General features: G+C 31.9%; 27 protein-coding genes. 12 read left to right on the top strand and 15 right to left on the bottom strand.

The window, feature by feature from the left end; translation table 11 throughout:
- Positions 1 to 38: 38 nt before the first annotated feature.
- Genes D9R05_RS05565 through D9R05_RS05555 form a run of 3 tightly spaced genes read right to left on the bottom strand, consistent with a single transcriptional unit; the run spans position 39 to position 4,686 of the window.
- Positions 39 to 2,900: a T9SS type B sorting domain-containing protein gene (locus tag D9R05_RS05565; RefSeq protein ID WP_121666259.1), complete on the bottom strand. Its 2,862-nt coding sequence runs from the start codon at positions 2,898 to 2,900 to the stop codon at positions 39 to 41.
- A 34-nt stretch (positions 2,901 to 2,934) separates the two neighbouring features.
- Positions 2,935 to 3,774: an ABC transporter permease gene (locus tag D9R05_RS05560; protein ID WP_121666258.1), complete on the bottom strand. Its 840-nt coding sequence runs from the start codon at positions 3,772 to 3,774 to the stop codon at positions 2,935 to 2,937.
- 3 nt (positions 3,775 to 3,777) lie between these two features.
- Positions 3,778 to 4,686, bottom strand: a complete 909-nt coding sequence (locus D9R05_RS05555; protein ID WP_121666257.1) for an ABC transporter ATP-binding protein — start codon at positions 4,684 to 4,686, stop codon at positions 3,778 to 3,780.
- A gap of 92 nt (positions 4,687 to 4,778) precedes the next feature.
- Between D9R05_RS05555 and D9R05_RS05550 the strand changes: the two genes are divergently transcribed.
- Positions 4,779 to 5,846 (top strand): hypothetical protein, encoded by a 1,068-nt coding sequence (locus tag D9R05_RS05550; protein WP_121666256.1) that lies wholly within the window; start codon positions 4,779 to 4,781, stop codon positions 5,844 to 5,846.
- Between the two features lie 239 nt (positions 5,847 to 6,085).
- Here D9R05_RS05550 and D9R05_RS05540 read toward each other — a convergent pair whose 3' ends face one another.
- From D9R05_RS05540 to D9R05_RS05515, 6 genes are all read right to left on the bottom strand, one after another.
- Positions 6,086 to 7,144 carry a nucleoid-associated protein gene (locus tag D9R05_RS05540; RefSeq protein WP_121666254.1) on the bottom strand — a complete coding sequence of 353 codons (1,059 nt, stop codon included), beginning with the start codon at positions 7,142 to 7,144 and terminating at the stop codon, positions 6,086 to 6,088.
- A 118-nt stretch (positions 7,145 to 7,262) separates the two neighbouring features.
- The gene (locus tag D9R05_RS05535) at positions 7,263 to 7,778 is read right to left on the bottom strand and encodes an IS1096 element passenger TnpR family protein (RefSeq protein WP_121666503.1); all 516 of its coding nucleotides are present in this window, start codon (positions 7,776 to 7,778) and stop codon (positions 7,263 to 7,265) included.
- 29 nt (positions 7,779 to 7,807) lie between these two features.
- A complete protein-coding gene (locus D9R05_RS05530) occupies positions 7,808 to 8,830 on the bottom strand; it encodes a COX15/CtaA family protein (RefSeq protein ID WP_121666253.1) in 1,023 nt (340 codons plus the stop codon).
- A gap of 12 nt (positions 8,831 to 8,842) precedes the next feature.
- Positions 8,843 to 10,273 carry a CCA tRNA nucleotidyltransferase gene (locus D9R05_RS05525; RefSeq protein ID WP_121666252.1) on the bottom strand — a complete coding sequence of 477 codons (1,431 nt, stop codon included), beginning with the start codon at positions 10,271 to 10,273 and terminating at the stop codon, positions 8,843 to 8,845.
- Between the two features lies 1 nt (position 10,274).
- Positions 10,275 to 10,835, bottom strand: coding sequence for an L-threonylcarbamoyladenylate synthase (locus D9R05_RS05520; protein ID WP_121666251.1), 561 nt, complete (start codon positions 10,833 to 10,835; stop codon positions 10,275 to 10,277).
- Between the two features lies 1 nt (position 10,836).
- The gene (locus tag D9R05_RS05515; protein ID WP_121666250.1) at positions 10,837 to 11,745 is read right to left on the bottom strand and encodes a polysaccharide pyruvyl transferase family protein; all 909 of its coding nucleotides are present in this window, start codon (positions 11,743 to 11,745) and stop codon (positions 10,837 to 10,839) included.
- Between the two features lie 96 nt (positions 11,746 to 11,841).
- Here D9R05_RS05515 and D9R05_RS05510 point away from each other — a divergent pair, with 96 nt between their 5' ends.
- The gene (locus D9R05_RS05510) at positions 11,842 to 12,669 is read left to right on the top strand and encodes a glycosyltransferase family 2 protein (protein ID WP_240462941.1); all 828 of its coding nucleotides are present in this window, start codon (positions 11,842 to 11,844) and stop codon (positions 12,667 to 12,669) included.
- Between the two features lie 2 nt (positions 12,670 to 12,671).
- On the opposite strand, the gene D9R05_RS05505 is transcribed toward D9R05_RS05510, so the two are convergent.
- The gene (locus D9R05_RS05505) at positions 12,672 to 13,820 is read right to left on the bottom strand and encodes a CDP-glycerol glycerophosphotransferase family protein (protein ID WP_121666249.1); all 1,149 of its coding nucleotides are present in this window, start codon (positions 13,818 to 13,820) and stop codon (positions 12,672 to 12,674) included.
- A gap of 101 nt (positions 13,821 to 13,921) precedes the next feature.
- On the opposite strand from D9R05_RS05505, the gene D9R05_RS05500 reads away from it, so the two are divergent.
- Both D9R05_RS05500 and D9R05_RS05495 read left to right on the top strand, forming a co-directional pair.
- Positions 13,922 to 14,680, top strand: a complete 759-nt coding sequence (locus D9R05_RS05500; protein WP_121666248.1) for a lipopolysaccharide kinase InaA family protein — start codon at positions 13,922 to 13,924, stop codon at positions 14,678 to 14,680.
- Positions 14,668 to 15,303 (top strand): Yip1 family protein, encoded by a 636-nt coding sequence (locus D9R05_RS05495; protein ID WP_121666247.1) that lies wholly within the window; start codon positions 14,668 to 14,670, stop codon positions 15,301 to 15,303. The genes D9R05_RS05500 and D9R05_RS05495 overlap by 13 nt, the downstream gene beginning before the upstream one ends.
- On the opposite strand, the gene D9R05_RS05490 is transcribed toward D9R05_RS05495, so the two are convergent.
- Positions 15,283 to 16,038, bottom strand: coding sequence for a glycosyltransferase family 2 protein (locus D9R05_RS05490; protein ID WP_121666246.1), 756 nt, complete (start codon positions 16,036 to 16,038; stop codon positions 15,283 to 15,285). The two genes, D9R05_RS05495 and D9R05_RS05490, sit on opposite strands and share 21 nt — an antisense overlap.
- Positions 16,039 to 16,237: 199 nt before the next feature.
- On the opposite strand from D9R05_RS05490, the gene D9R05_RS05485 reads away from it, so the two are divergent.
- Complete coding sequence (locus tag D9R05_RS05485) at positions 16,238 to 17,074, top strand: glycosyltransferase family 2 protein (protein ID WP_121666245.1); 837 nt, start codon at positions 16,238 to 16,240, stop codon at positions 17,072 to 17,074.
- Here D9R05_RS05485 and D9R05_RS05480 read toward each other — a convergent pair.
- Genes D9R05_RS05480 through D9R05_RS05470 form a run of 3 tightly spaced genes read right to left on the bottom strand, consistent with a single transcriptional unit; the run spans position 17,064 to position 19,866 of the window.
- Positions 17,064 to 17,927 (bottom strand): ATP-grasp fold amidoligase family protein, encoded by an 864-nt coding sequence (locus D9R05_RS05480; protein WP_121666501.1) that lies wholly within the window; start codon positions 17,925 to 17,927, stop codon positions 17,064 to 17,066. The two genes, D9R05_RS05485 and D9R05_RS05480, sit on opposite strands and share 11 nt — an antisense overlap.
- Before the next feature lie 42 nt (positions 17,928 to 17,969).
- The gene (locus tag D9R05_RS05475; RefSeq protein WP_121666244.1) at positions 17,970 to 19,046 is read right to left on the bottom strand and encodes a glycosyltransferase family 9 protein; all 1,077 of its coding nucleotides are present in this window, start codon (positions 19,044 to 19,046) and stop codon (positions 17,970 to 17,972) included.
- Positions 19,047 to 19,050: 4 nt separating this feature from the next.
- Entirely contained in the window at positions 19,051 to 19,866 is an 816-nt protein-coding gene (locus tag D9R05_RS05470) for a 2,3,4,5-tetrahydropyridine-2,6-dicarboxylate N-succinyltransferase (protein WP_121666243.1), read from the bottom strand.
- 86 nt (positions 19,867 to 19,952) lie between these two features.
- Between D9R05_RS05470 and ruvX the strand changes: the two genes are divergently transcribed.
- From ruvX to mazG, 5 genes are all read left to right on the top strand, one after another.
- Positions 19,953 to 20,360 carry a Holliday junction resolvase RuvX gene (gene ruvX, locus D9R05_RS05465; protein ID WP_121666242.1) on the top strand — a complete coding sequence of 136 codons (408 nt, stop codon included), beginning with the start codon at positions 19,953 to 19,955 and terminating at the stop codon, positions 20,358 to 20,360.
- 30 nt (positions 20,361 to 20,390) lie between these two features.
- The gene (locus tag D9R05_RS05460) at positions 20,391 to 20,741 is read left to right on the top strand and encodes a four helix bundle protein (RefSeq protein WP_121666241.1); all 351 of its coding nucleotides are present in this window, start codon (positions 20,391 to 20,393) and stop codon (positions 20,739 to 20,741) included.
- A 66-nt stretch (positions 20,742 to 20,807) separates the two neighbouring features.
- On the top strand, positions 20,808 to 21,398 hold the full coding sequence (gene def, locus D9R05_RS05455) for a peptide deformylase (protein ID WP_121666240.1): 591 nt from the start codon (positions 20,808 to 20,810) through the stop codon (positions 21,396 to 21,398).
- A 54-nt stretch (positions 21,399 to 21,452) separates the two neighbouring features.
- On the top strand, positions 21,453 to 21,884 hold the full coding sequence (locus D9R05_RS05450; RefSeq protein WP_121666239.1) for a DUF5606 family protein: 432 nt from the start codon (positions 21,453 to 21,455) through the stop codon (positions 21,882 to 21,884).
- 264 nt (positions 21,885 to 22,148) lie between these two features.
- Entirely contained in the window at positions 22,149 to 22,922 is a 774-nt protein-coding gene (mazG, locus tag D9R05_RS05445; RefSeq protein ID WP_121666238.1) for a nucleoside triphosphate pyrophosphohydrolase, read from the top strand.
- Between the two features lie 187 nt (positions 22,923 to 23,109).
- Here the strand turns inward: mazG and D9R05_RS05440 are convergent, their stop codons facing one another.
- The gene (locus D9R05_RS05440) at positions 23,110 to 23,760 is read right to left on the bottom strand and encodes an alpha/beta hydrolase (protein WP_121666237.1); all 651 of its coding nucleotides are present in this window, start codon (positions 23,758 to 23,760) and stop codon (positions 23,110 to 23,112) included.
- Positions 23,761 to 23,834: 74 nt separating this feature from the next.
- Between D9R05_RS05440 and D9R05_RS05435 the strand changes: the two genes are divergently transcribed.
- Positions 23,835 to 24,260 carry a PaaI family thioesterase gene (locus tag D9R05_RS05435; RefSeq protein WP_121666236.1) on the top strand — a complete coding sequence of 142 codons (426 nt, stop codon included), beginning with the start codon at positions 23,835 to 23,837 and terminating at the stop codon, positions 24,258 to 24,260.
- The gene (locus D9R05_RS05430; protein WP_121666235.1) at positions 24,261 to 25,379 is read left to right on the top strand and encodes a chorismate-binding protein; all 1,119 of its coding nucleotides are present in this window, start codon (positions 24,261 to 24,263) and stop codon (positions 25,377 to 25,379) included.
- The last annotated feature ends 175 nt before the right edge of the window (positions 25,380 to 25,554 follow it).

The raw sequence follows: 25,554 nt of genomic DNA, 5'->3' as shown, positions 1-25,554 counted from the left end.
AAAGGATAATTTTCATAAATTTAAGAAAAAATTATCAGTTATCGCTTTAATGTAAAATTTCCTTTTACAGTTTTACCGTTTTTTAATTTTACGGTGTACCAGTAATCATTCGAGGGTAGTGGTTTTCCATTATAAGTTCCATCCCAGCCACGGTGATTACCATTAAAAGTATTCAGTAATTTACCAAATCTATCAAAGATAGTCACCTTGATTTCTGAAATATTTTTAAAGTCTTTTCCTATGATATTCCAATAGTCATTATAGCCGTCATTGTTTGGAGTAAAAAACTTTCTAACTCCCAAAATCACAATATTTTTAGCACTAATACCGCATCCATTTTTATCTCTAACGTATACTGTATGTGTGCCAGGAGTGATATTCTGAAAAAAATTACTGTCTTGATAACCGGAAAACTGGTTGTCTAAAGAAAATTCATAATCTCCTTTGCTTTCTTCTGATAAACTTATTCGAATGGAATTGTTACTTTTAAAGTCATCAATAATTACTTTAAAATCAGCTTTGTTAGATGGAATTATTTCTATAGTTCTGGTTGCAGAGCAACCGGTATTTTTATTAGTAGCCGTGACTTTATGCGTAATAATTTCGTTGGTTTCTATTGTTTCAGTAGTTTTTTCTGAAGGTTCCCAAAAATAAGTGTAATTATTTTTTTCAGCATCAGGTATCCCTGAGTTAATTTTTATTGAATTAGGTAAATTTTCTAAGCAATAGGTAATTGTTTTATCTTCACCAATATTTACCAAAGGAAGAACTTCTAAATTTACAGGAGCAATTCCAACACAAGAATTATCATTTTCTACACGAGCATAAATAGTTTGTTCAATTGGAGAAGTGTTTTCAAAATTACTTATATTTTCGATTTCATTTTGTTCTAGAAAACTATCTATTTCATTTAAATAATAAGCTACTTCAAAGTTTGGATTATTTTCTTTAAAAATAGCTGTTATTTGATTTAAATCAAAGATTGTAAATTCATTATTATCAGTTGCACAAATAGCTAAATTTTGTGTGCTTAAATCACTTTCTCTGGTAATCAATGTTAATGAAACAAAAGAGGTACAGTCAGATTGTGTATTTGTCACTCTTACGGTTAAAACTTGAGGATTTGCATTACTTTCAAAAGTTTCTGGATTATCAATCGAGTTAACAGCCTGCATTGCTTCTTCCTGTGAGCGGTAGTAACTTATTTCTATATTTTCTCCAGTGTTAGTGATAGCTTCATTAGCATCTTTTAAGTTAAAGAAAGATGATTCTTCAACCCCTTCAATAGCACATTGACTGAGTGTAAAATCTTCTGCTTTTGGATACGAATAAAACGTAATTTCGGCTGTTCCTATTAATGGGCAAGATCCATCATTTAAATCAACGGTTAACGTATAATTTTCCGTAACAGGTAAATTTGCTGTGTTAGGAGCGATTACCTGTAATGAGTTTGTTGTATTATTTATATTAGTACCATTGTTTTTCCAAGAGTAACTTGCTCCACTAATTTGATCGTACTCAAGCGTAATTGCTTCATCTTCGCATAAACTTAATTTGGTAACTATTTCTTCTGAATTATTTATAATGTTGATTTTAGAAGTAAATGTAGATTGTATAAAAGGTGGGAGTCCAAAATTTGCGTTTCTTCCCTGCAGGTTTATTGCTCCATTAGTAACAGTAGTTCCATAATTTACATTAGCGGCATTAGCTTCTGGATTATTTATCACATTTAACATTGCCCTACCAATATCAGCGTGATAAATTTTTCCATTCGGAGCTAATTGTAATGCTGTAGCTTCTTCTACTTCATTTGTGTTTAATAAATTTACTGGGCTCAGTGAATTTGCTATATTGTTACTTTCTAAATCCCACTGATATATTTTAGTGTAAGAATTTTCTTTTAATGTAGCATAAGCTTTCTTGGTTTGTAAAGAGAACTCAACTCCATAAGCAGAAACATTATTGATTAAAGTGATATGGTTTGAAATGATTCCCGTGATATCATTAAAATCTGCTAAATAAACTCCTCCATTTTCAGCATTTTCACCAGTATCAGGATTGTAAGATTTGGTATTGTGTGCTATTAAAATTTTCTCTCCATTAGTAGAAGCTTTCATATATCCTATTGCAGATCTTCTGTAAGAATCAACACTAATGTTAGGTCCAGTCTGCGAGATAACAGGGTTTGTATTAAGACCATTGTCATCAATTTTAAAAGCATAAAAAGAGTCAGTAAAGTGGGTGATAATCCAAATAGAACTACAATCATTACTTTTTACAGCCGTTATTTTTTCTGAACACTTAAACTTTATTTCTTCACTATCAAAAGAAGAATACGTAATTAAAGGCATATTTTTTTCTGAAGGAATTACATTTCCCAATCCTCCTTCCAAAGACATATCTACAATTGAATAGTTTAATCCATTATTATAACCATCATCATCTTGAGGGACACTGCTACCCGGAACATCAGAATATTCCCCATTAGCTGTACCGGGACCTTGATTTGGATAGCTTGAAGCATTATCGTGATGAGGTTCATCTACAGTAAAAACATAAAATAAGTCAGGATTACTGGGGTGTGGTACAATTAATCCGCTAGAGGTACTAGAGGGATCTCCTAAAAGCCCATTGCCAGCAAAATAATCAGCATTGCTCATTATTTGATGGTTTTTATTCCAAATCGTTCTTCCATCGGTATAGAATAATAGATTCCCACTGGCATCTGACATAACTGAGCATCCTTCTGAAGTATTTAATTGGCCATCAGTTAGCGCGGAAGGAGGTGAAGTGTTAAAAGTAACCCCCGCTCCACTACCAAAATACCAATTGTTTGCTTCGCCTTGCGCATTACTCAAAAGTGGAGTAAAAAGAAGTAGTAATAAAAACTTCCAATTCATAAAGAGTTATTTTCTCAAAAATAACGATTATACTTTACAAATCTCGCTTTTTAAGTAATGTATATGAAGCGTAAAAGAAAACTGTTACCCAGATTAATACAATTAAAAGTTGGTACCAATGAATAATGTAGTCATTACTTAAAATGTCGGTTCCCATTTGATTTTGGGCAGATTTTACCAAACTTAACCTGCTAAATGGTTGTTTTACCAAATTTGCCATCGATTCTAGCGGTAAAAACTGACTGAATTTTGCGGTTAATTCGCCGTCTTTAAAAATAACAAATCGGAGTACATTAATAATTATACTTTCTGCAATCCACCAGATGAATAATAGTCCTAAAGCAAATGCGGAACGTTTTATTAGAACACCTAAAAACATACAAAATGCGAAAAAACCTAAGAGTTTAACAAAATAGGCGATTAAATATTCAAGCTCAGAAAAGATGATAGAAAACTCATTATAGTCAGAAAAAATTAGTCCTAAAACTAAGGAAACAACAAATAAAACTACTGTAGAAGTTAAAGCAAATGCTACGACAGTATAAATTTTTGAGAGCAAAAATTCCTTTTTGCTCATGCCATCTATTAAGTTTTGCTTAATTGTTCTGTTGCTATATTCATTAGAAATCATAGAAACAATTACAATAGCTAAAAATATTTTAAGGAAAGAGGCAAAATAGGCGTTAAAATGCCAGATGTATGGGAAGTTGAAAATTCCCTGATCGGCTAACTGAAAATCCACATTTCCAAATTCAAAATGTATAGAAGCAAAAAGCGCTAAAAAACAGAATAAAACTAGATAAATAGCACTAAAAATTAACGTAGATCGACTATACTTTAGTTTATGAAATTCTATATTGAGTAATCTTAGCATAATTTATTCGCTTTTTTGATTGGTTAATTCTAAAAATTGTTGTTCTAAACTTTCACGTCTTTTTACTAAATGCGAAAGCACAATTCCTTCTGCAATAAGTTTTTTATTAAACTCATGTGCCGCTAATTCTTGCGAAGGAAAGGCGATTAGTAAACCACTTTCATCGTCTATCTTAATTTTATCAAATTGCTGGTTATTGGTTAAATAGGAGTGGAGTTGTTCTGTGTTTTCTGCTTTCAATTCAAAATAACCGTGATTCGAGTTCATTTCATCAACTTTACCATCGTAAAGTTTTTCGCCTTTTCTGATAATAATTACATGAGAACATACTTTTTCTACTTCATCTAGTAAATGCGAAGCCAACAAAATAGTTGTTCCCATCGATGCGATTTTTCGAATGATTTCACGTATTTGATGAATTCCCTGCGGATCTAAACCATTAGTAGGTTCGTCTAAAATTAAGATCTCAGGATCGTTCAATAAAGCAGAAGCAATGGCTAGGCGTTGTTTCATCCCCAAAGAAAAAGTTCTGAACTTACTATCTTTCCTGTCTAGCAAACCTACTAAGTCCAATTTTTCTTCAATTTTTACATTGGTGACATTTTTTATTTTGCAAACCAAGTTAAGGTTTTGCTTGGCAGTCATATATGGATAAAAATTTGGGCGTTCAATAATGGCGCCTACTTTTTTTAAAGCTTCATGTGTAGATTCAGAACCGTCAAACCAGTGAAAATCGCCACTGGTTTTATTCACGACATTTAAAACCATTCCTAGAGTAGTAGATTTTCCACTTCCATTAGGACCCAAAATTCCGTATACGTGTCCTTTCTCAATGGTAAATGATAAATTGTTTACCGCTGTAATAGGACCAAATTTTTTTGTAATCTTGTTGAGCGTAAGAATTGTTTTCAAAATAAGCTTGGTTTTATCAGTACGACGATCAAGTTAACGTTTTGTTACAAGAAAAATGCTTAGAGAATATTATTTTTGAAAAAAGCAGATGCATGGAAGAAAAATTAATGTCGCAAAAAAAACCAACCTTTCCTATTAATGAAAGGCTGACCAAGTATTTGGCAAAATATAATAGAAATACAAAAATTCCTGTTTTCTATGATGATTTGCTACGTTTTTCCGGTTCTATTGTGGTTTATGATCGGCACGATGAAGATACGCTTTGGGTGCGCTGCTATTATCCAGATCACGAACGTACTGAAATAGACAATAGCTTAAAAAGAGTTTATACAATTTTGCACTCTGATGGTAGCGATGATTCTTTTCAGTACCTAAATGTTGATGCTATAGATTACTGCACGTTTGGAAATTCTAAACCTTTTCGGGTGAAAATTAGAAATATTTTAAATGATAGTTTTACTTATTTTTATGTGAAAAAAGCTGATGCTTCTCGAATTTACGGACTAGAATTTGAACATATTTTATCGCCGCACCGAATCAACTTTTTAATTTATAAAGACACGTTAATTGAAGAACATATTGCGGGAATACCCGGTGATGTTTTTATAAAAGAGCATTTACCGGAATGTGATGAACGCGCAAAAATTCAGATCGCAAAACAGTTTGTTAAATTCAATGAGCGTTGTACTTTACGACTTTTAGGAGATATGCGTTCTTATAATTACGTAATTATACCAACACACGATTTTGATCACGTGGCTTACCAAATTAGAGCTATAGATTTTGATCAGCAATGTTTTGAAGGGAATTTAAAAGTTTACCGACCTCAATTTTTTAAAGAGAATTTTGAAATGGTACAATTGGTCACTAAAAAACTAGAGCATTCTTCTATAGATCAGTATAGGAGGGAAGAACGTTCGCAAGTGGCAAAACGATTAATATCTTCGCAAAAACGCTACCGAGAATTAATAAGATGTATGATAAATGATCACGTTTCTACCAATGAAAATGTAAGAACCTTAAAAAGAGATTTGGTTGCTTTTTCTAAAGATATTCGTTTTAAACGTGCCAAAACAATGGGGAATATTTTAAAAACCGCTCTCGATTTTGTGAAACGTAATTATGTTGACACTAATACAAAAGAAAGAATGGAGTTTTAATTTGAAAAATCACTTAACATTCTTTAGTGCGTTTTTAAGAATTCTAAAGATCGCCCAAATTATTATACTGCTAAAAAGAAAAATATTGGCAAAGCCGATTATTTTTTCAAATAGTGTTTCAGAAATTTTAACTATGTGAAACCCCATTACTATAATTAATAGCGACAATCCCAAACCGAATAAAAATCTTACACTTTTTTCCATAATTAATAATTCAAAATAAAGAATCCTGAATTAATTTAATTTTTTTCTTCTTTATTAAAATATACCAAATAATAATACATTTGGCGTTCTTCATCCCAGCCTTTTTCAATGAACTTTTCAGCACTATCTGGATTAATAAAATCCATTTTTATTTGCACGTTTGTATCTAAATTAATGATACTTTTTATCTTTTTTCGGGCTGCGCTAACTGCTGTATTAGAAACCGGAAATTGCGTTAAATCTTCAATTTTATATTTTGGTGCTTTTTCGGTTTTATAGTTTTGAAACTCAGGAATCAGCTCCGGATTTTCTACCACTTCATTTAAAAAATTACTTTCTTCAAAATTGTCGTTTTTAGCAAAATGGTTTACCGCACGGTTCATAAACATTACTTCTTGTTGTTTATCTTCTGCTGGTAAAACCACATCTTTTGCAAAGTTCTGACAAAATTTTAAGTAACTCTTTGTATTGAAATTTTCATCAGCAAAAATATCTACCCCTAAAAATTGCTCTAGCCAATATTTTGTATCGTATTTATTAGAGTCTACCGATAAAACTCTATAGCCTTCCTCTTTATTGCTATTAAAAATCAACGCGCCCTTATCAAGTTTGTTCAAATTTACACCTTGTTGTAAAATAGCTTCTAAATCTTCTCCCTTTTCATCAAACTGTAAAAAATCATGTTTTAATTCAGATTTAAAAATCCCGATACCGTCAACACGTTCGTTATTCAGCATTAAATTTTCAAAATAGACCACATAAACTTCTCCACTTTTTATGTGCGGGTGTTTTGCTTGATCAAATAAATGTTGCGCGATTTTTTTTGAATGCTGATGAATTTCAGCCGGATTTTCAAAAATAGCGCTAGATAAATTATAAAGCTCGTGAAACTCTAAATCTGCTTCGTGCACAAATTGATAATAATTTTCTTCCTTTTCTCTAAACGATTTTAAGAAATACTCCTTCAATAAAGCGTGCATTTCATCATTTAACTGGTAGGGATTTTCAGAAAGAAAGATACCTTCATTTTTAGTTTTGTTTCCTACACGATGTATAGAAAGCGATTCAATTTGGGCAGCATATAAATTTATCATAATCTAAGTCTTAAGTTAAGTTGGGCATTTCCCTGCGGGTCGGGCTATTCATTACAATTCCTCGTGGCAAAAAAGCCACTGCGGGATTTTCATTACTATCCCTAATGCAAAAAAAATATTAATTCCAGTGTTGGTCAAAATCAATATCATCTAGATTTTCAAAGTCAACATCTTCTTCTCCATAATCATTGCTGAGTTCATCATCTTGTTCAGCTTCAAAATTTTTATCTGGTGGGCTATCCGGTAACTGCCCGTGAGAATACATTAAATTAGGATAATCGCGACCATCTTCAGGTTCAACCATATCGGCTAATTCAACATAAAATGTCCACATGCTAAAGAAATCGTACACATAAATAAGCTTTGTTTGGTCTTGAGAAACTACCGTATCAAGCGTAGTTTCATTCATCATTCTAACAGAATTTTGACCTTCGCTCATATCAAAAAGCACAATTTCTTCTCCTTGATTCCATTCATTATCACTAATATAAAAAGAAGCCATTTCGGTACCATCAAAACCAAAAGCTTGCGTTATAGCGTTATGAAAATCTTCTAAGGTTGCTTCTTCTTCTATTTCAATATCTCTAAAAACATCTTCTAATGTATCGAGTACTATTCGAAATTTATAAATCATCATATCATTGAAATTTTAGGGCTGCAAAGTTAGGATTTTTTCAACTGAATTTTGGCTTTTCTACTTTGTAAAACTAAATAAAACTGAATTCCGAATAATAACGAAGCTAGAACTAAGTGCATGGCTTGCGATGCGAAAGGAAAATCTACATAATTCATTAATATTCCTGTAAGTATTTCAAGAATTATAAATAGCATCACCCAATTTAAAAGACGGTAACCTAAATGCAATTGACGATTTTTTTGCCATAAAAAAGCATTTAGTGCAAAAACTAAAATAGAAAAACTACGATGAATGTAAAACTGAATTTCAGGATTTTGAAGCCATAATTCTTTTTGGTAGCCTATGCTTTTAATTTGTTCGTCTATAAATTGTCGAACTTCAGTTCCTAGAATCACTTGAATTAAGGTGACAATTACACTAAAAAAAAGTAGCTTAGAAAAAAATGACTGGTATTTTTTTGTACTTGATTTTTGAGAAGCTAAGTGTAAAATATATAATAATAAAGCAACAATTAGCAAGGCAACAACCATATGCAACGTAATTCTAACAGGAGCTAAAACAGAATAAACCACGGTTGCACCAAGCCAAGCTTGAAAGCCCATCAAAAAAACACTTAACCAAGAAAGTAAAGTGATTTTCTTATTTTTTTTCCATTTCCAAAAAGAAAAGATAGCCATAATTAAAACAGCCAATCCGGCTAAAGCACCAAATAATCGATTAATGTACTCTACCCAAGTATGCGTAGCATTAAATACCGCATAATCGTGTTTAGCGTATAATTGCCAGTGAGTTTTGTTAAACTTTTTACCAGAAGTAAATTCTTCTATGGCTACTTGAAGCGTTTCATTTACAATAATAACTTGCCCTTTATGGAAGTTTTGATTTGGATGCCACTCCAATTGCGCTCTTTCTGTTGGCGGAATAAAATGTCCAAAGCATTTTGGCCAGTCCGGGCAACCCATTCCACTGCCGGTCATTCTAACTACTGCACCAGCAATAATGACTAGATAAACTAAGATGAGCGATAATTTTACTGTTTTTCTAAACATTTTCTAAGCTTATTAATTGTCTGTTTTAAGCCCTAATTGTTTTCCTTTTTTGAGCATAAATTGTTGAGCAGCTTGGTATTCATTCGGGATTTCTCCTTCTAAAATAGCTTCTTTAATAGCATTTTTTATGATACCAATTTCTTTGGAAGGTTTTATATTGAAGGTTTCCATAATTTCTTCTCCAGAAACTGGTGGTTGAAAATTACGAATATGATCGCGTTCTTCAACTTCTTTAAGTTTTTGACGAACTATTTTAAAATTATTGTGGTATTTTTTATAGCGTTTAGGATTTTTAGTAGTAATGTCGGCTTCACAAAGTGTCATTAAATCTTCAATATAATCGCCTGCATCAAAAATTAAGCGTCTAACTGCAGAATCGGTAACGTGATCTTCAGCAATTACAATAGGACGTGAACTCATGAAAACCATTTTCTGAACAAATTTCATTTTTTCATTCAATGGCATTTTTAATCGCTTAAATAAATTGAACACCATTTTTGCTCCTACAAATTCGTGCGTATGAAAAGTCCAACCAATTTTTTTATCGAATTTTTTTGTTGGTGCTTTACCAATATCGTGAAGTAGAGCAGCCCAACGAAGCCAAAGATCATCAGTGTTTTCTGAAATATTATCAACAACCTCTAAGGTATGCCAAAAATTATCTTTATGACGTTGACCTTCTTTTTCATCGATACCTTGTAAATCAGATAATTCGGGTAAGATAAGCGGTAACAATTTTGTTTTTCTGAGTAACCCAAAACCAATTGAAGGTTTTTCAGCTAATAAAATTTTATGAATTTCTTCTACAATACGTTCACGCGAAATAATTTTAATTCGCTTATGATTTTTTGTGATAGCTGCTAACGATTCGTTTTCTATTTTAAAGCCTAATTGCGTTGCAAATCTTATAGCACGCATCATCCGCAATGGGTCATCAGAATAAGTGATATCTGGATCTAGCGGTGTTTTTATGATCTGTTGTTTTAAATCTTCTAAACCATTAAAGGGATCCAGTAATTTTCCGAAGTTGTTTTTATTCAATTGAAGTGCCAATGCATTTATCGTAAAATCACGTCTATTTTGGTCATCTTTTAATGTACCTCTTTCTACATTGGGATTTCTACTTTCTTCAGAATAGGATTCTTTACGGGCACCAACAAATTCAATTTCAGCATCAAAAGCACGCAACATGGCAGTTCCGTAGGTTTTAAAAACTTGTACTTTTGGTTGATGAGGTAAAAGTCTAGAAACTTCTTTGGCAAGTTCAATTCCGCTTCCTACAGCTACAATATCTATATCTTTAGCGGTTCCGCGTTGTAGAAAAAAATCTCTTACAAACCCACCAATAGCATAGGTTTCAATTTGTAAGTTATCTGCAGCTTTGCTTATGTATTCAAAAATTTTATGCGATAAGGCTTCTTTATAATTTTTTGCTTCGGGCATTTTATTTTCTGATAATTTGCACTTTTCCGTCTAAGCCTAATTTAATAATGGTAGATGGTTTTGCGCTTTTTTTAGACGGCTGCAAATTTACAACATAGTCTACTCCTTTTAAAATTTCGGGACTTATTTGCTGAAAAGATTTAGGTGTTGGTTTTCCGCTAATGTTTGCCGAAGTAGAAACAATAGGCCGTTTGAATTTACGCAACAACTGATTACAAAATTTATCTTTGGTTACACGTATTGCTAGGGTATTATCTTCAGCAATTAAGTTTTCTGCTACACGAATGGGATCGTCATAAATAATTGTAGTTGGTTTTGCAGCGTATTTTAAAATATCGTAAGCCACTTCAGGAATTTCCTCAACATATTGATTCAGCATTTTAAAATCCGAAACCAAACAAATCATCGATTTGCTTTCAGCACGTTTTTTTAGGGCAAAAATTTTATCAATAGCGTCCGCATTAGTTGCGTCGCAGCCAATTCCCCAAACGGTATCGGTCGGGTAGAGGATGAGTCCGCCTTTTTTTAAAGTGGTAAGGCAATTGTTTATTTCGTCTTTCATATTATATGTTTAGATAGTCAAAAACTTTTTCTGCAAATTTTAAATTTATTTCTCTGCATTCTTCTAAAACTCCGCTATAAGATTGTGCTTTATGCAAATCTTCTTCAAAATTTTCATAGCTAGAAATTACCGTTTTGTATTTAAAATCGTAAAATTTAGAAGTAGCGGGAATTGCAATTGTCTTTTTTCCTAACAAAATTGCCCAGTACATGGCATGATAGCTATCGGTTACAACAGTAGCAGAGCTGCCAATAAAACTTATCATTTCTGATAAAGTAGTTGTATTAGATGTTGAAGGGTAATTTTTAAATTTTTCAAGAATAGAATTGTCTTTTAAACTAGAATTTGTAATAATTATACCTGTTTCTCGAGTCTCTTTGTATTCTTTGTCAAAAATTGGGTGTAAACAACTAACACATGGTACATATTCGTTAGGCATGCTATAATCTCTAGTACCAACTAAACCAAAGTTATCTATATCTACATTGTATTTTTTTGGGTTGCCTATTTGTTTTAATTTAGGATCATTATGGCCTACTCCCCATAGTACTGTTTTTTTTCCTTTTGCTTTGAGTTGTTCAAAAAGTCGCATTTGTCTTTCGAAATGGCGAATATTTAATAATCCACCACCGCCAATAATCACTGAGTTTGTACTGATTTTTTCACTCCATTCTATTCTCTTTTTTTTTGAAATTTTTCGAAACCCTAAAATATCTAGGTGTGAATTTTCTAGCTCTTTAAAATAATGGTGCGGACCACAAAAAAGGTCTCCAACATTGTTAAGATTATAGCGGTGAATATTTACAACTCCATCATTTTTTTGAGTAGAATTAAGTATTTTATCTTCTACCATTTTTTTTCGTTGATCACTATCTATGATGGGAAATATTTTACCGATTTTCTTTTTCATTTAAATATCAATATTAATTTCATCGACGACTTAATATTTTAAAGTAACAGAGATGGAAGTATAGTTAGGCAGACAAAAATAATTAAATATATTTGTATGGGCATAATTTTAAATAAATCCTTTGCATTGAAAGTTAGTCTAATTATCACAACCTATAACTGGCCAGAAGCTTTAGAGTTAGTGCTGAAGAGTTTAGAAAAGCAAACTCGCATGCCTGATGAAATTATTATAGCTGATGACGGTTCTGGGTCACCTACCAGAAAAGTAGTTGAGGGTTTTAAAGAAAATGAAGACCTACCTATTAAACATCTTTGGCATGAAGATGATGGTTTTAGAAGAACCGTGATTCTCAATAAAGCCTTAGCTCAAGCTATTGGAGATTATATTATTCAGCTGGATGGAGACTGCATTATGCATCCCAAATTTGTTGAAGATCATATAAAAAATGCATCTAAGAATACCTATTTGTTTGGGAGTAGAGTCAATATAAAACAGGAATCTTTAGAAGAGATTTTTAATAATAAAAAGGTTTTGTTTGAATACGGAAATACGTTAATTAAAAACAAAACTAGAAATTTACATATTCCATTTTTTCAGAAACTATATAAACCTTCAAGCACACTTTCTAAGAAGTTGAGAGGCTGTAATCTTTCTTATTGGAAAAAAGATATTGTTGCTATAAATGGTTATAATGAAGATATGACCGGATGGGGGAGAGAAGATTCTGAAATGGCTGTTAGATTATTAAATAATGGAGTGAAAGGGAAACGCATACGTTATGGCGGAATTATTTACCATATTTGGCATTTGGTAAAAGAAAAGTCAAGATTAAATATAAACGAAAGCATTCAACAAGAAGCAATTGACAAAAAGCTAGTTTGGTGTAAAAACGGACTAGATAAATACCTTTCTGATAAGAAGTAAATTTATTGCGGTAATTCTTTATCTAAGAAATTTGTAATTTTTTTTGCAGCCCTTTCAGATGGAGTTGAATTGTTTTCTGTATAAAAGTTTTCGAGCATTGTTTTTTCTTGAATTTCCTTATATTTTTTCTCAAATTTAATTGGTGCTTTTTTAAGTGCTTTTTTTAATTTCTTCACTTTTGAAACAACTTGCCCAAATTGCCAAAACCTGTAATTTATATCAGCTTTATAATCAATTTTTTTATGATTCATAAATATACAGGGTCTTGGATTTATGATAAACTCAAAAACTTGACTAGAAACATCACCTAAATAAATGTCTGCTAGTTTGGTATAGGTCATATCAACACTTTCTTGACTACCTAAATCAATAAAAATATTTTCTGCATTTAAATATTTTTCAGGAATATCTTCTGGATTTGCTTTTCCTTTTTCTTCTTGAAAAAGATGAAGATGAGGAGCGAAAATCAAATTATAGTTATCTGCATTTTTATAAAAAAACTTTAAGATTTTAAGTCCTTTTTCATGCCAGGAGGTGAGTGAACTTGTAAAATGCGGATTGTAAAGTACAACCGGATTGTTATTATTGAATAATTTTTTGTTTCCAATATTCTTAACCGCATCTATTTTCGGGTAGCCAATAATTTCAGGGTTTTCTCCTAATAAATTTAAGTTTTTATATTGGTCATAATGAAAAGAGCCAAATAACAATTGAAAATCAAAATCTAGTTGTTCCTTATTATAGCTATAGCCTCTTCCCGGAGCACCATGAGGAAATTTAATAAATTTTGGTTTCTCTTTGTTGCCTCTGTATTTAAGTAGTTTGTGATGAATGTAATCTGTAAAAATTATAGCATCAAAATTATTTAAGATATAATTTTTGTTTTTTTTCATCCAAAAACCTTTTCTAGGAAGCGGCCTCTTTTTTAATTTATCGGTAAAAGCTCTAAAAGCAAGCGTTTTTAATTTTTCAACTTTTACTCGGTTTCCGTCTAATTCTGTTAACTTATTTTTTAAATACTCATGCTTGCCAGGATAGGTGATAATGCTAACATTGTGATGTTTAGATAATTCTATTGCAACTGTAATAAAATGATTGATATGATGAATTTCATCTAAAAAAATAAAAGCAAAATTATACACTTTGGCCATTTTAAAAATTTTGAAAACTAGTTGTTAGTTTAAGAAGTTTGCAAGGTTACTAAATATTTAGAAAAATACTAATATTCTTATTTTAATTGTAATTTTGTCGAATGAAGATAGTTTTTTCAGAAACTTCCAGCGCCCATAAGTCAGAGATCATTAATATTATTAAAGACTTTGAAGTTAAGGGTGAAAATATTTACGGCGGAAGTAGAAATACCATAAAAACTTACGATGTAGGTGATATTGTAATAAACGTAAAATCGTTTAAAATACCCAATCTAATAAATCAAATTGCTTATCGCTTTTTCAGAAAAAGCAAAGCGCAACGCTCTTTTGAATATGCTGAAAAGTTACAATCCTTAAATATTGGAACACCACAGCCTATTGCTTATTTTGAAAATTCAAGTTTTTTATTTTTTAAAGACAGTTTTTATGTAAGCGAACATTTACAAGCAGATATAACCTACCGGGAACTTACAAAGGACTTTAATTACCCTAACCACGAAGAAATTTTGCGTGCTTTTACACGCTTTACTTTTAAACTTCACGAGAATAAGGTCTTATTTTTAGATCATTCACCTGGAAATACACTTATAAAATTGAATAATGGAGATTATAAGTTTTATTTGGTAGATTTAAATCGAATGAATTTTAAAAATTTAAGTTTAGATGAGCGAATTAAAAATTTTGCTAGACTAACTTCTAGTAAAAAAATTGTTGCCATAATGAGTAAAGAATATGCACGTTTAATAAATAAGCCTCAAGAAGAGATTTACCAGAAAATGTGGCAATACACTTCAGAATTTCAAGAAAAATTTTACCGAAAAAAACGTCTAAAAAAAAGCCTTAAGTTTTGGAAGAGTTAGAAGTCAAGAATAATCAGATTTTAAAGAATATTTGGTTCCAGCCAAGTAAAACGCTTCGTTATATGTTGATGCATAAATCAAAATATAACGCTGGTTTATTAATGCTTTTAGGTGCAATTGCTTATTCTTTTTATAAAGCTGTAGATAAAAATGTGGGAGATGAATCTTCTTTATATAATATTTTATTTATCAGATCTTTAATTGGTACAGTTGTAGGAGTTATTTCATTTTATATTTTCTCTGCTTTATTAAGTGTTACCGGAAAATGGATTGGAGGTAAAGCCGAAGATAACGATTTTCGATTTGTATTATCTTGGTCTTTTATTCCTGCAATCGTAGGCCTTTTTCTACTATTACTAAGCCTTTTTATTTTTGGAAATGATATCTTTTCCTCAGAAATTGAAACAGATGAAACTTGGTATGAGTGGCTTTATTCAGCTTTTTTAGTAGTTTACTTTGTTTTAAACTTTTGGTCGCTCGTTATTTTTATCAAAGGAATAAAAATCATTCAAAACTTTAGTACGTTAAAATCTATAGTAAATCTTTTAATGCCTGCTATAGCATTTATTATAATTATAGTGCTGTTATTCGCGTTGTTTAATTTATTTAATACCTTTTCTTAATAACCAAATTTTCAAGTAGCGCGTAAAAATAGAATAGGATCTAAGAAAGGCGATGGTTAACCCGGGAATTCCATCTCTAAAACCGCTTTGCATAATGTAGTGTTTAAAGAATCCCCAAAAAGGTTTTATGATAAAATGATAAGCTGTTAATTTGCCAACTTTATCTTTGTAATCTAAAGCACGCCACCAAGCATATTTGTTTACCTTTTCAATATGATTATCAAAACTGGTATAGGTGTAGTGTATAAATTTATGGGTTAGTTTACCTAAATTTCCTTCGGTAATAATTTCTTCGTGTACTCTTTTGTTATTGTATTGGCATTCATCTTTTTTAAATAAACGTATTACTTTATCATTTTTCCAACCGCTATGATTTATCGGTTTATTCATAAAATAATTCTGTCTGCCAATCCAGTAGCCAGCAATATCTGTGGGCGGATTTTTTAAAACATTAAGAATTTCTTCTTTTAAGGAAGAAGTGACACGTTCATCTGCATCAACTAATAAAACCCAATCGTGTTTTGCTTGCGGAATTGCCCAATTTTTTTGTGCTGAAGGATAATCAAATTCTCTTTGTAAAACTTTATCAGCAAGTTCTTTTGCTTTTTCAAAAGTGCCATCAGTACTAAAACTATCTACCACTAAAATTTCATCGGCAAAATCTACAGAAGCGATAACTTCTTCAATATTGTGAATTTCATTTCCGGTAGGTATTAGCGCTGTAAGTTTTTCCAACTTCTTTTAATTATATTTTTATTAAATTTCTGTAGAATAAAACGACAAATTTATAGCAAACAAAAGATACTACATAATAAAGATGTGTTTTTCTTGAAAAGGTTGCGGTAAATTTTTAACTTTTTTTTACTATTATAAATCACCTTGGTAAAAATAGTTATTTTTGCTGATGTTATGTTAACCTAGCAAATAGAAAAAATTGAAAGAAAGTATCCAGATTTCGGTAATAATAAGTACCTACAATTCAGAAGAATGGTTAGAAAAAGTACTCTGGGGTTATGATTGCCAGACGTATAAAAATTTTGAATTGGTAATTGCTGATGATGGTTCTAAAAAGCCGACTTTTGATTTGATTGAGCGATTACAAAAAGAGGTTTCTTACCCCATACAACATATTTGGCAGGAGGATGATGGTTTTCAAAAATCTAGAATTTTAAATAAGGCTGTTGTAGCTTGTAAAGCAGATTACATATTGATGAGCGACGGCGATTGCATTCCTAGAAATGATTTTATATCTAGCCATATTGAGCAACGAGAAAAAGGCTATTTTTTATCAGGAGGTTATTTTATGCTTCCTATGGATATATCAAAATCAATAAATAAAGAGACAATAGTTTCTCAAGAATGTTTTGATTTAGCTTGGTTGAAAAAAAATGGGTTGCCTTCTTCTTTTAAAAACAGAAAATTAACAGCTAAAGGATTTACACAAAAACTGCTAAATTCGGTTACACCAACAAATGCAAGCTGGAATGGACATAATGCAAGTGGATGGAAATCTGATATTTTAGCTATTAATGGCTTTGATGAACGTATGCAATACGGAGGGCAAGATAGAGAATTGGGTGAGCGTTTAATGAACAGAGGTGTAAAATCTAAACAAATTCGTTACTCTGCAATTTGTGTTCATCTAGATCACCCTCGGGGCTATAAAACCCAAAAATCTATCGATAAAAATTTAGCGATTAGAGCCGAAACAAAAAATGAAAATAAAACTTGGACAAATTTTGGAATAGAGAAACGAGAAGCTAAAGCTTAGTAATTTCTTTTTTACCATTAGCTAGTTTGGGTAATTCAATATAATCACCTAAAATTTTGTTATACTTTTCAGGGTAAAATAGTTTTCTTCCATCTGAAGGGTAAAAGGTCATTTCTCCAAATAATATTTTACCATTTATATTGTATAGATCTACACGGACAAACGGAAATTTATCAGCTAATTTTTTTGCTATTCTAAGCATTTCTTCAAAATTTTCCGGTTGTTTAATTTCGCCTTCATAAACGGTGTTTTCTTTGTTGTAGAACTCCAATTTATTCCAATCAAGATCATAAAAAGCACGTTGATCATTAATACCCCTTTCTACATCAATTTGTACAAATTTGGGTGAACCGTTAAAACAGAAAAATTTATAGTCGTTTATAACTTTTTTTCCAATTTCTTCAAGAAATTTTTCAGCAATAAGGCGCTGCGGAACGTGTTTGTAAGCCCACTCTAAACCGCCTCTATAATATTGGTTTTTTTGCATCCATTTATGAAGTAGAAATTTAGCTTTCTTTATGTTTAACTTTTTCTTGTCCTTTACAATTAAATTAAAGTGAAAACCATGAACACCTTTAATTACAAACTTCTCCGGAAGCTCCTCAAAATTTACATCAGATGCTTTATCGTACACCGCAAGAAGATCGTTTAAATATTCTGCACCTACTTTTTCTTTAACGTAATCTCTAACCTTATATTTATCTACTAACTGGGTTAAAATAGGTGGGTGATAATAAACTTTTAACCACTGAATTTTCTCGTTAAATTCTGTTGGGTTTTCAAGATTAAGTTTTCTTCCGGTATAATATTCATAGTAGTATTTCATGTAAATTTCCGGAGGCAGAAATTTCATTTTTTTAATAATACCGTAAAGAATTTTCTTTAATCCCATTAATTAACTTTTATTCTTTTTTATAAACGCTATCAAATTTAATTTAATTAATTCGGGTTTAAAAGCTTTATAGAGTTCTAAAGAATTTTTCTTAAACACTTTCTGATCATAATTTTTAAAAAGATTGGGTTTAAAATCCTTTAAATGAACAGTTTTATTAATACTATCTTTTTGCGCGGCTCCCCAAGTTTCTTTTCTAATCCATGGAGAAAAGATAGCAAAAGTAGGTAAATTTAATGCTTTTCCCATATTAATTGCGCCACCTTCGTTACCAATAACCATTTTGCAGAAAGAAGTTAATACGATAAATTGACGTAAACTTGGTGCATAAAAAGGCGATATCTGATTTTTAGTTTCCGTTTTACAATACGATAATATTTTTTCTACGTCTTTTTTTTGCTTCGGAATATAATTAAATAAAAAATGAAGATCAGGAAAATTCTCCGCAATTTCATCTAATAAAGCAGCCATGTTTTTTAACGGATAAGTTTTAGAAGGCTCGCTCCCTAGAACATTAATCATTATATAAGAATTATGTTTTAAGTCTATATTTTTATTTTCTGTAATAGATAAAATTTCTTCTTTTTCTGATTTGGTGATATAAATTTTCGGCTGAATCTTATAATCTATTTCTTTTTCACCTAAAATGGGTTTCAATAAATTTAATCGATTTTCATAAGCCAAAGCAACCGACTGATTTCTATTAAGTTGAATAGCGATCTTATGCGAATATAAAAAGCGTGCGTATTTCTTTTTTTGATAACCTACTTTAATTTTAGCACCAGAAAAAGCTGTAATCAATGCACTGCTTAGTTTTCCATAAATATCAATAACCGCATCATATTTTTCTCGCTTAATTTTTTTTAGAAAGTTGAAAAATTTCAGTTTACTTTTTTCAATTTCAGGAGTAAAAAGAACAAGTTTATCTATAAACGGATTATGTTCTACAACAGGAATTGTATGGTTGTTAATTAAATAATGCAATTCAGCAGAAGGATTTTGTTGCTTAATCGCTTCGCATAAAATAGAAGACGTAAGCACGTCGCCAATCATTTTCTGCTGAATTACAAGTATTTTCATAATATTAAATTGCTACATCATAAGTTCGTAAAGCGTCGTTTAACGAAGTTTTTTTATTGGTACTCTCTTTCCGTTTTCCGATGATTAATGCGCAAGGAACATTAAATTCTCCTGCAGGAAATTTTTTGATATAACTTCCAGGAATAACCACCGAACGCGCAGGCACAATTCCTTTCATCTCTTTTGGCTCATCACCAGTTACATCAATGATTTTTGTAGAAGCCGTTAACACAACATTTGCTCCTAAAACCGCTTCTTTCTCTACACGAACTCCTTCAACAACAATAGATCTAGATCCTAAAAAAGCATTATCTTCAATAATTACCGGAGCAGCTTGTAAAGGCTCTAATACACCACCAATACCAACACCACCAGAAAGGTGAACGTTTTTACCAATTTGTGCACAACTACCAACGGTTGCCCAAGTATCTACCATCGTGCCTTCATCTACATAGGCGCCAATATTTACATAGCTCGGCATCATAATAACTCCGCTAGAAATGTAAGCTCCGTGGCGAGCAACAGCATTTGGTACTACTCTAATTCCTTTTTCTTTATAGCCTTTTTTTAGCGGCATTTTATCATGATATTCAAAAATACCGGCTTCTAAAGTTTCCATTTTCTGAATAGGGAAATAAAGTACTACTCCTTTTTTTACCCATTCATTTACTTGCCAACCATTTTCTGTTGGTTCTGCACAGCGTAATTCTCCGGCATCAATTAATGAAATTACTTTTCTAATGCTTTGTTGTACTTCTTCTTTTTTTAATAAATCTCGGTTCTCCCAAGCTTCTAAAATTATATTTTTTAATTCTTGCATGGCTTAATTTTTGCGCAAATATAAGGCTTCCGTATAAATATTGTATCAATACTAATAGAAGTGTTACATTTGCAAAAAAATGAATTATGGCAAGAATTCTAGCCTTAGATTTTGGAACTAAACGTACCGGTGTAGCGGTAACCGATGAATTACAGCTAATTGCTTCCGGTTTAACTACTGTAAATACTCCAGAACTGCTAGATTTTTTAGCCAACTATTTTGTTGAAGAAAATGTAGAATTGGTTTTAGTAGGAGAGCCCAAACAAAAAGACGGAGCTCCTTCGCAAAGTGAAGAAGCCATTCAATTATTTTTAACCGATTTTACTGAAAAATTTCCACATCAAAAAATAGAACGCGTCGATGAACGTTTTACTTCTAAAATGGCAGTGCAAACCATGATTGATAGCGGAATGAAAAAGAAAAAAAGAAGAAATAAAGCTTTAGTAGATGAAATAAGCGCAACCATTATTTTGCAAACCTATTTGTATAAATGATTAATGTTTAATGAGTAAGGATTATTGAGTTTGAAAAATGATTTAAAAACGAGAAATAAAAAATTTGCTCATCAATGTGTGAAATTGTCTATAGATTTCCCCAATACTGATTTGGGATTTCATATAAAAAAACAGCTCATTAGATGTTGCACATCTGTAGCGGCAAATTACAGAGCTGCGTCTCTTGCTCAAACTAAAAAAGGTTTTATTTCAAAACTTAGTATTGTTATAGAAGAAGCAGATGAGTGTATTTTTTGGATAGAATTTGCAAAAGATGAAAATTTGATAATAAATTGTGAGAATATTTTAAATGAAGCTAAAGAACTCACATCAATTTTTATAGCATCAAGAAAAACAGCTCAGAAAACAGTTAAACGTTAATTAAAATAAAATTTACTAGATATAAATTATACAGTAAACCTTAAACCTTAAACCTTAAAAGTTAAAATGATTTTACCTATAGTCGCTTACGGCGATCCTGTTTTAAAGAAAAAAGCAAAAGACATTCCTGAAGATTTTCCGAAACTTCAAGAATTAATAGATAATATGTGGGAAACCATGTATAATGCTCATGGTGTTGGTTTAGCTGCGCCGCAAATTGGCAGATCTATTCGTTTATTTTTAGTTGATGCTTCTCCCTTTGCTGAAGATGAAGACTTAACCGATGAAGAGCGCAAACAACTAAAAAGTTTGAAAAAAGCCTTTATAAATCCACAAATTATTGAGGAAAAAGGAGACGAATGGGCATTTAATGAAGGTTGTTTAAGTATTCCGGATGTAAGAGAGGACGTTTTTAGAAAACCCGAAATTACTATCGAATATGTTGATGAAGATTTCAATAAAAAAACAGAAACTTACGACGGACTCGCAGCTCGTGTAATTCAGCATGAATACGATCACATAGAAGGAATTTTATTTACCGATAAACTTTCTACCCTTAAAAAACGATTAATAAAAAGTAAATTACAGAAAATAGCTAAAGGCGAAATTCGCATAGACTATAGAATGCGTTTCCCAAAAGCTAAAAAAACCCGTTAATCTTTTGTAAATAAACCAAGAGATTAGATATTTGCGATCCTAAAAAAAGAAAAAATGAGTTTAGAAAAAATATTAGCCATTTCTGGCAAACCAGGTTTATATGAGTTAAAAGCACAAACCCGTGGTGGTTTTGTAGCAGAATCTTTAGCAGACGGAAAGAAAATCTCTGTCAATGTTCGTCATAATGTAAGTATGTTAAGCGAAATTGCAATGTACACCTATACCGAAGAAGTTCCGTTACGCGAAGTTTTTCAGAATATTTCAGAAAAAGAAGATGGCAAAGAAGCGATCAGCCACAAAGAATCTAAAAATAAATTAGAAGAGTACTTTTCTGAAGTATTGCCAGAATATGACGAAGATCGCGTTTACGCTAGCGATATTAAAAAAGTTTTTCAATGGTATAACATTTTGGCAAAAGCCGGAAAAACAGATTTTTCTGCACCAAAAGAAGAAGAAAAAGTAGAAAGCTCTTCAGAAGAAGAATAAAAGCTTATAATTTTCACATAAATCAAGCCTTGTAATTTTACAGGGCTTTTTTGTGCGTTACCACAAGGGTCGGGCTTTCGCTACTCGCTTTTTAAAATTCTTGCTAAGGCAAAAATTTTAAAAGAGCTCAAACACGCGCTCAATCCCTAACGCTAGAATCTTCTAATAAATTTTTAGTTTTCCAACTTCCAACTTTCAACTCCTTTTTATCAAAACTTTTAGCCCATAAAAAAATTGTATTTTTAGCTCTTAAAATTAGCTGTAATGAATCCACGTCAAGAACAATTAAAAGCCTTCGATAGATTACTCACTATAATGGACGAACTCCGCGAACAATGCCCATGGGATCGTAAACAAACCATGGAAACGCTTCGTTATTTAACCATCGAAGAAACCTACGAACTCGGCGATGCAATTCTCGACAACGATTTAGAAGAAGTAAAAAAAGAACTCGGCGATGTTTTATTACACCTTGTTTTTTATTCAAAAATCGGAAGCGAAAAAAAAGCCTTCGATATTGCCGATGTAGCCAATTCCATTTGCGATAAACTTATCGATCGCCATCCGCATATTTACGGCGATGTAAAAGTTGAAAATGAAGAAGATGTAAAAAAGAATTGGGAAAATTTAAAATTGAAAGAAGGCAAAAAAAGTGTCTTAGAAGGCGTTCCGCGTTCGTTACCAGCTTTGGTAAAATCCAGCAGAATTCAAGATAAAGTTGCCGGCGTTGGTTTCGATTGGGAAGAACCACAGCAAGTTTTTGAGAAAGTAAAAGAAGAACTCGATGAGTTACAGCAAGAAATAAACGAACAAAACCAAGAAAAAATAGAAGCCGAATTTGGCGACGTACTTTTTTCCATGATTAATTACGCGCGTTTTTTAGGTGTAAATCCAGAAAATGCTTTGGAACGCACCAATAAAAAATTCATTTCACGTTTTCAGTATTTAGAACAAAAAGCAAAAGAAAAGCAAAAACCACTTAGTGACATGACGCTAGAAGAAATGGATGTTTTCTGGGAAGAAGCGAAGAAAAGATAATTTGACGATTTGAAAATGTGTTAATTTGAAAATGAGTTGAAAAGCTAATAATTTAAAAAGAGAAAGAGTGAAGAAGTGAAAGAATGAAAAAGTTAATAAGTTTCCAGTATTTAATTTTTCTTCCAAGACAATTTCTTCATTTTTGCTAAAAGCTAAAAGCTAAAAGCTAAAAGCTAAAAGCTAAAAGCTAAAAGCTAAAAGCTATTTTCTTAATCAATTCTCGGCTTACTTCGTGTTTTCCTTCAAATGGAATAATTTCAAGGCGTTCTTTTCCGAATAATTCTACCGCTCTAGCGGTTTCTTGTTTAATTCGTTCTTCGTTAAGGTATTCATCATTGGTTCCGTAGATTAATTTTACTTGTGTTTTATTTACAAATGAAAAATCTTCAGCAACTAGTTCTTTCGGAATTCCACCGGAATGGATAACTAGCGTATCAATATTTAATTTTCTAGAAGCCATCCAACGCATTGCTACAGAAACACCTTGTGAATAGCCTAACAAAATAATCCGTTTATCATCGCCAATTTTTTCAGCAGCTAAAACCGCATCTAAATAAGTCAGCACATTCTTGGTTTCCTGTTGCGTGTCTTCTTTTGTTAACCAACTAGCACCTACGTGTTTAAAATCTGATTTTTGGTAATATTTTGCCGGTGCTTGTGGAGCAATTATGTAATTTTCTTCTTTATCAAGTTGGGCAAAATAATGAATAAAATACCGACTTAAATAACCCAATCCGTGGCAGCAAATCCAAACATTTTTGGTGTTTTCGGTGAGCTCATTTCTGGTGGAATAAGAATTTGTGGTCGTGTAAGAAACTTGCTTTTCTACGGAAGCCATATAGTTCGGTTTTTGTATTTTTACAATTGCCAACGAAGGTAAAATCTTGTGGCTAAAAAAGGAAATAAAATGTTATGAAATATACCAAAGAAGAAATTTTAGCGGGTTGTGCCAAGATGTGTAAAAACACGATGATGGAAACCCTCGAAATTGAATTTATAGATGTTGGCGATGATTTTTTAATCGCAAAAATGCCGGTTACACCAAAAGTTCATCAACCCGATGGCGTTTTACATGGCGGCGCGATGGTCGCTTTGGCAGAAAGCGTAGGCAGCGCAGCAAGTTTTATTTTTTTAGATGGCGAGCATTTTTACATCCGCGGAATTGAAATTTCTGCCAATCATGTAAAAAGTATTGCTAGCGGAGAAGTTTTTGCAAAAGCAGAATTTTTGCACAAAGGAAAAACTACACAAGTTTGGGATATTAAAATTCGTGATATCCACGAGAATTTAATTTCTGCTGTAAAATTAACCACCATCGCACTTCCTAAAAATAAATAGATGAATAGCCTAGATTTTTTCGAAAAAATACAAGCTCAGCTTCAAGAAAAACTTCCGTTTGTGGCGTATCGTCATCCTAATCAAATTGAAGTTTTGGCGCAGTTACAAGAAAATTCAGTTTTAGAGTTTTTAGATGATTTCAAACAAAAAGGATTTATTTTTTCACCGTTCGATTCTTCTAAGAAAACAGTTTTTTTTGATAGCGCTTCCGCGGAAATTATTTCAACTGAAAGCTCAGAAATCGAAGTTGAAGAAAATACTGAGACAAAATTATTTCAATCAACTCTACAGGAGAAAACGTTTCACGAAAAATTAGTCAGCAAAGGAATTGAAAAAATCAAAAATACAGACCTAAAAAAAGTGGTACTTTCCAGAGCTGAACAAATTATAACGGCAACCAATTCAATCAATTATTTTAAACGTTTATTAAAAAAATACCCGACAGCTTTTGTGTATGTATGGTATCATCCTAGCGTTGGTTTGTGGTTGGGCGCAACACCTGAAACTTTATTAAAAACCGAACAAAATCGATTTCAAACCATGGCGTTGGCTGGAACAAAAGCTTTTGAAGGAAGTTTGAATGTTGAATGGGGCGAGAAAGAAAAAGAAGAACAAGCTTTGGTAACCGAATCTATTCAAGCAGACTTAGAATCGGTTAACGGAATTGAAAAATTAATTATCGGCGAGGTGCAAACGCATCAAGCCGGAAATGTGCTGCATTTAAAAACATCGATTAGTGGAATTTTTCAGCAAGAATTTTTAGGAGAAATTGTTCGAAAATTACATCCAACACCGGCGGTTTGCGGTTTGCCAAAAGAGGATGCAAAAAACTTTATAAAAGCCGAAGAAAATTATGACCGAAGTTTTTATACCGGTTATTTAGGCGAATTAAATAAAAAAGTTGAAAAAACCAGAAATCCGAGACGCAGAAACGTAGAAAATTCAGCGTATAATTTAGTGCAAAATCAAACTAATTTATATGTGAATTTACGATGTATGCAAATCTTAGAGAAAAAAGTAATTGTTTATGTTGGTGGCGGAATTACAGCAAGTTCTAAGCCAACGGCAGAATGGGAAGAAACTGTAAAAAAAGCGGAAACGATGCAAAAAGTACTTTAGCTTTTTGAGAGGTAAAGAGTTAATGAGATAAAAAGTGAACTTTACTTGTTAGCCAACACTTAAATTTTCATATGCTTGTTGTGAAAATGTCATGCTGAACTTGATTCAGCATCTCATCTTTAAGCAAAATTAAAAAACTTACTGATGCGACCACTGAATCAAGTTCAGGGTGACG

The sequence above is a fragment of the Mesonia aquimarina genome, assembly GCF_003667275.1.
In the GTDB taxonomy this organism is placed as follows: domain Bacteria; phylum Bacteroidota; class Bacteroidia; order Flavobacteriales; family Flavobacteriaceae; genus Mesonia; species Mesonia aquimarina.
The sequence above is the reverse complement of the archived record's forward strand: the minus strand, read 5'-3'. Positions and strand labels throughout refer to the sequence as shown.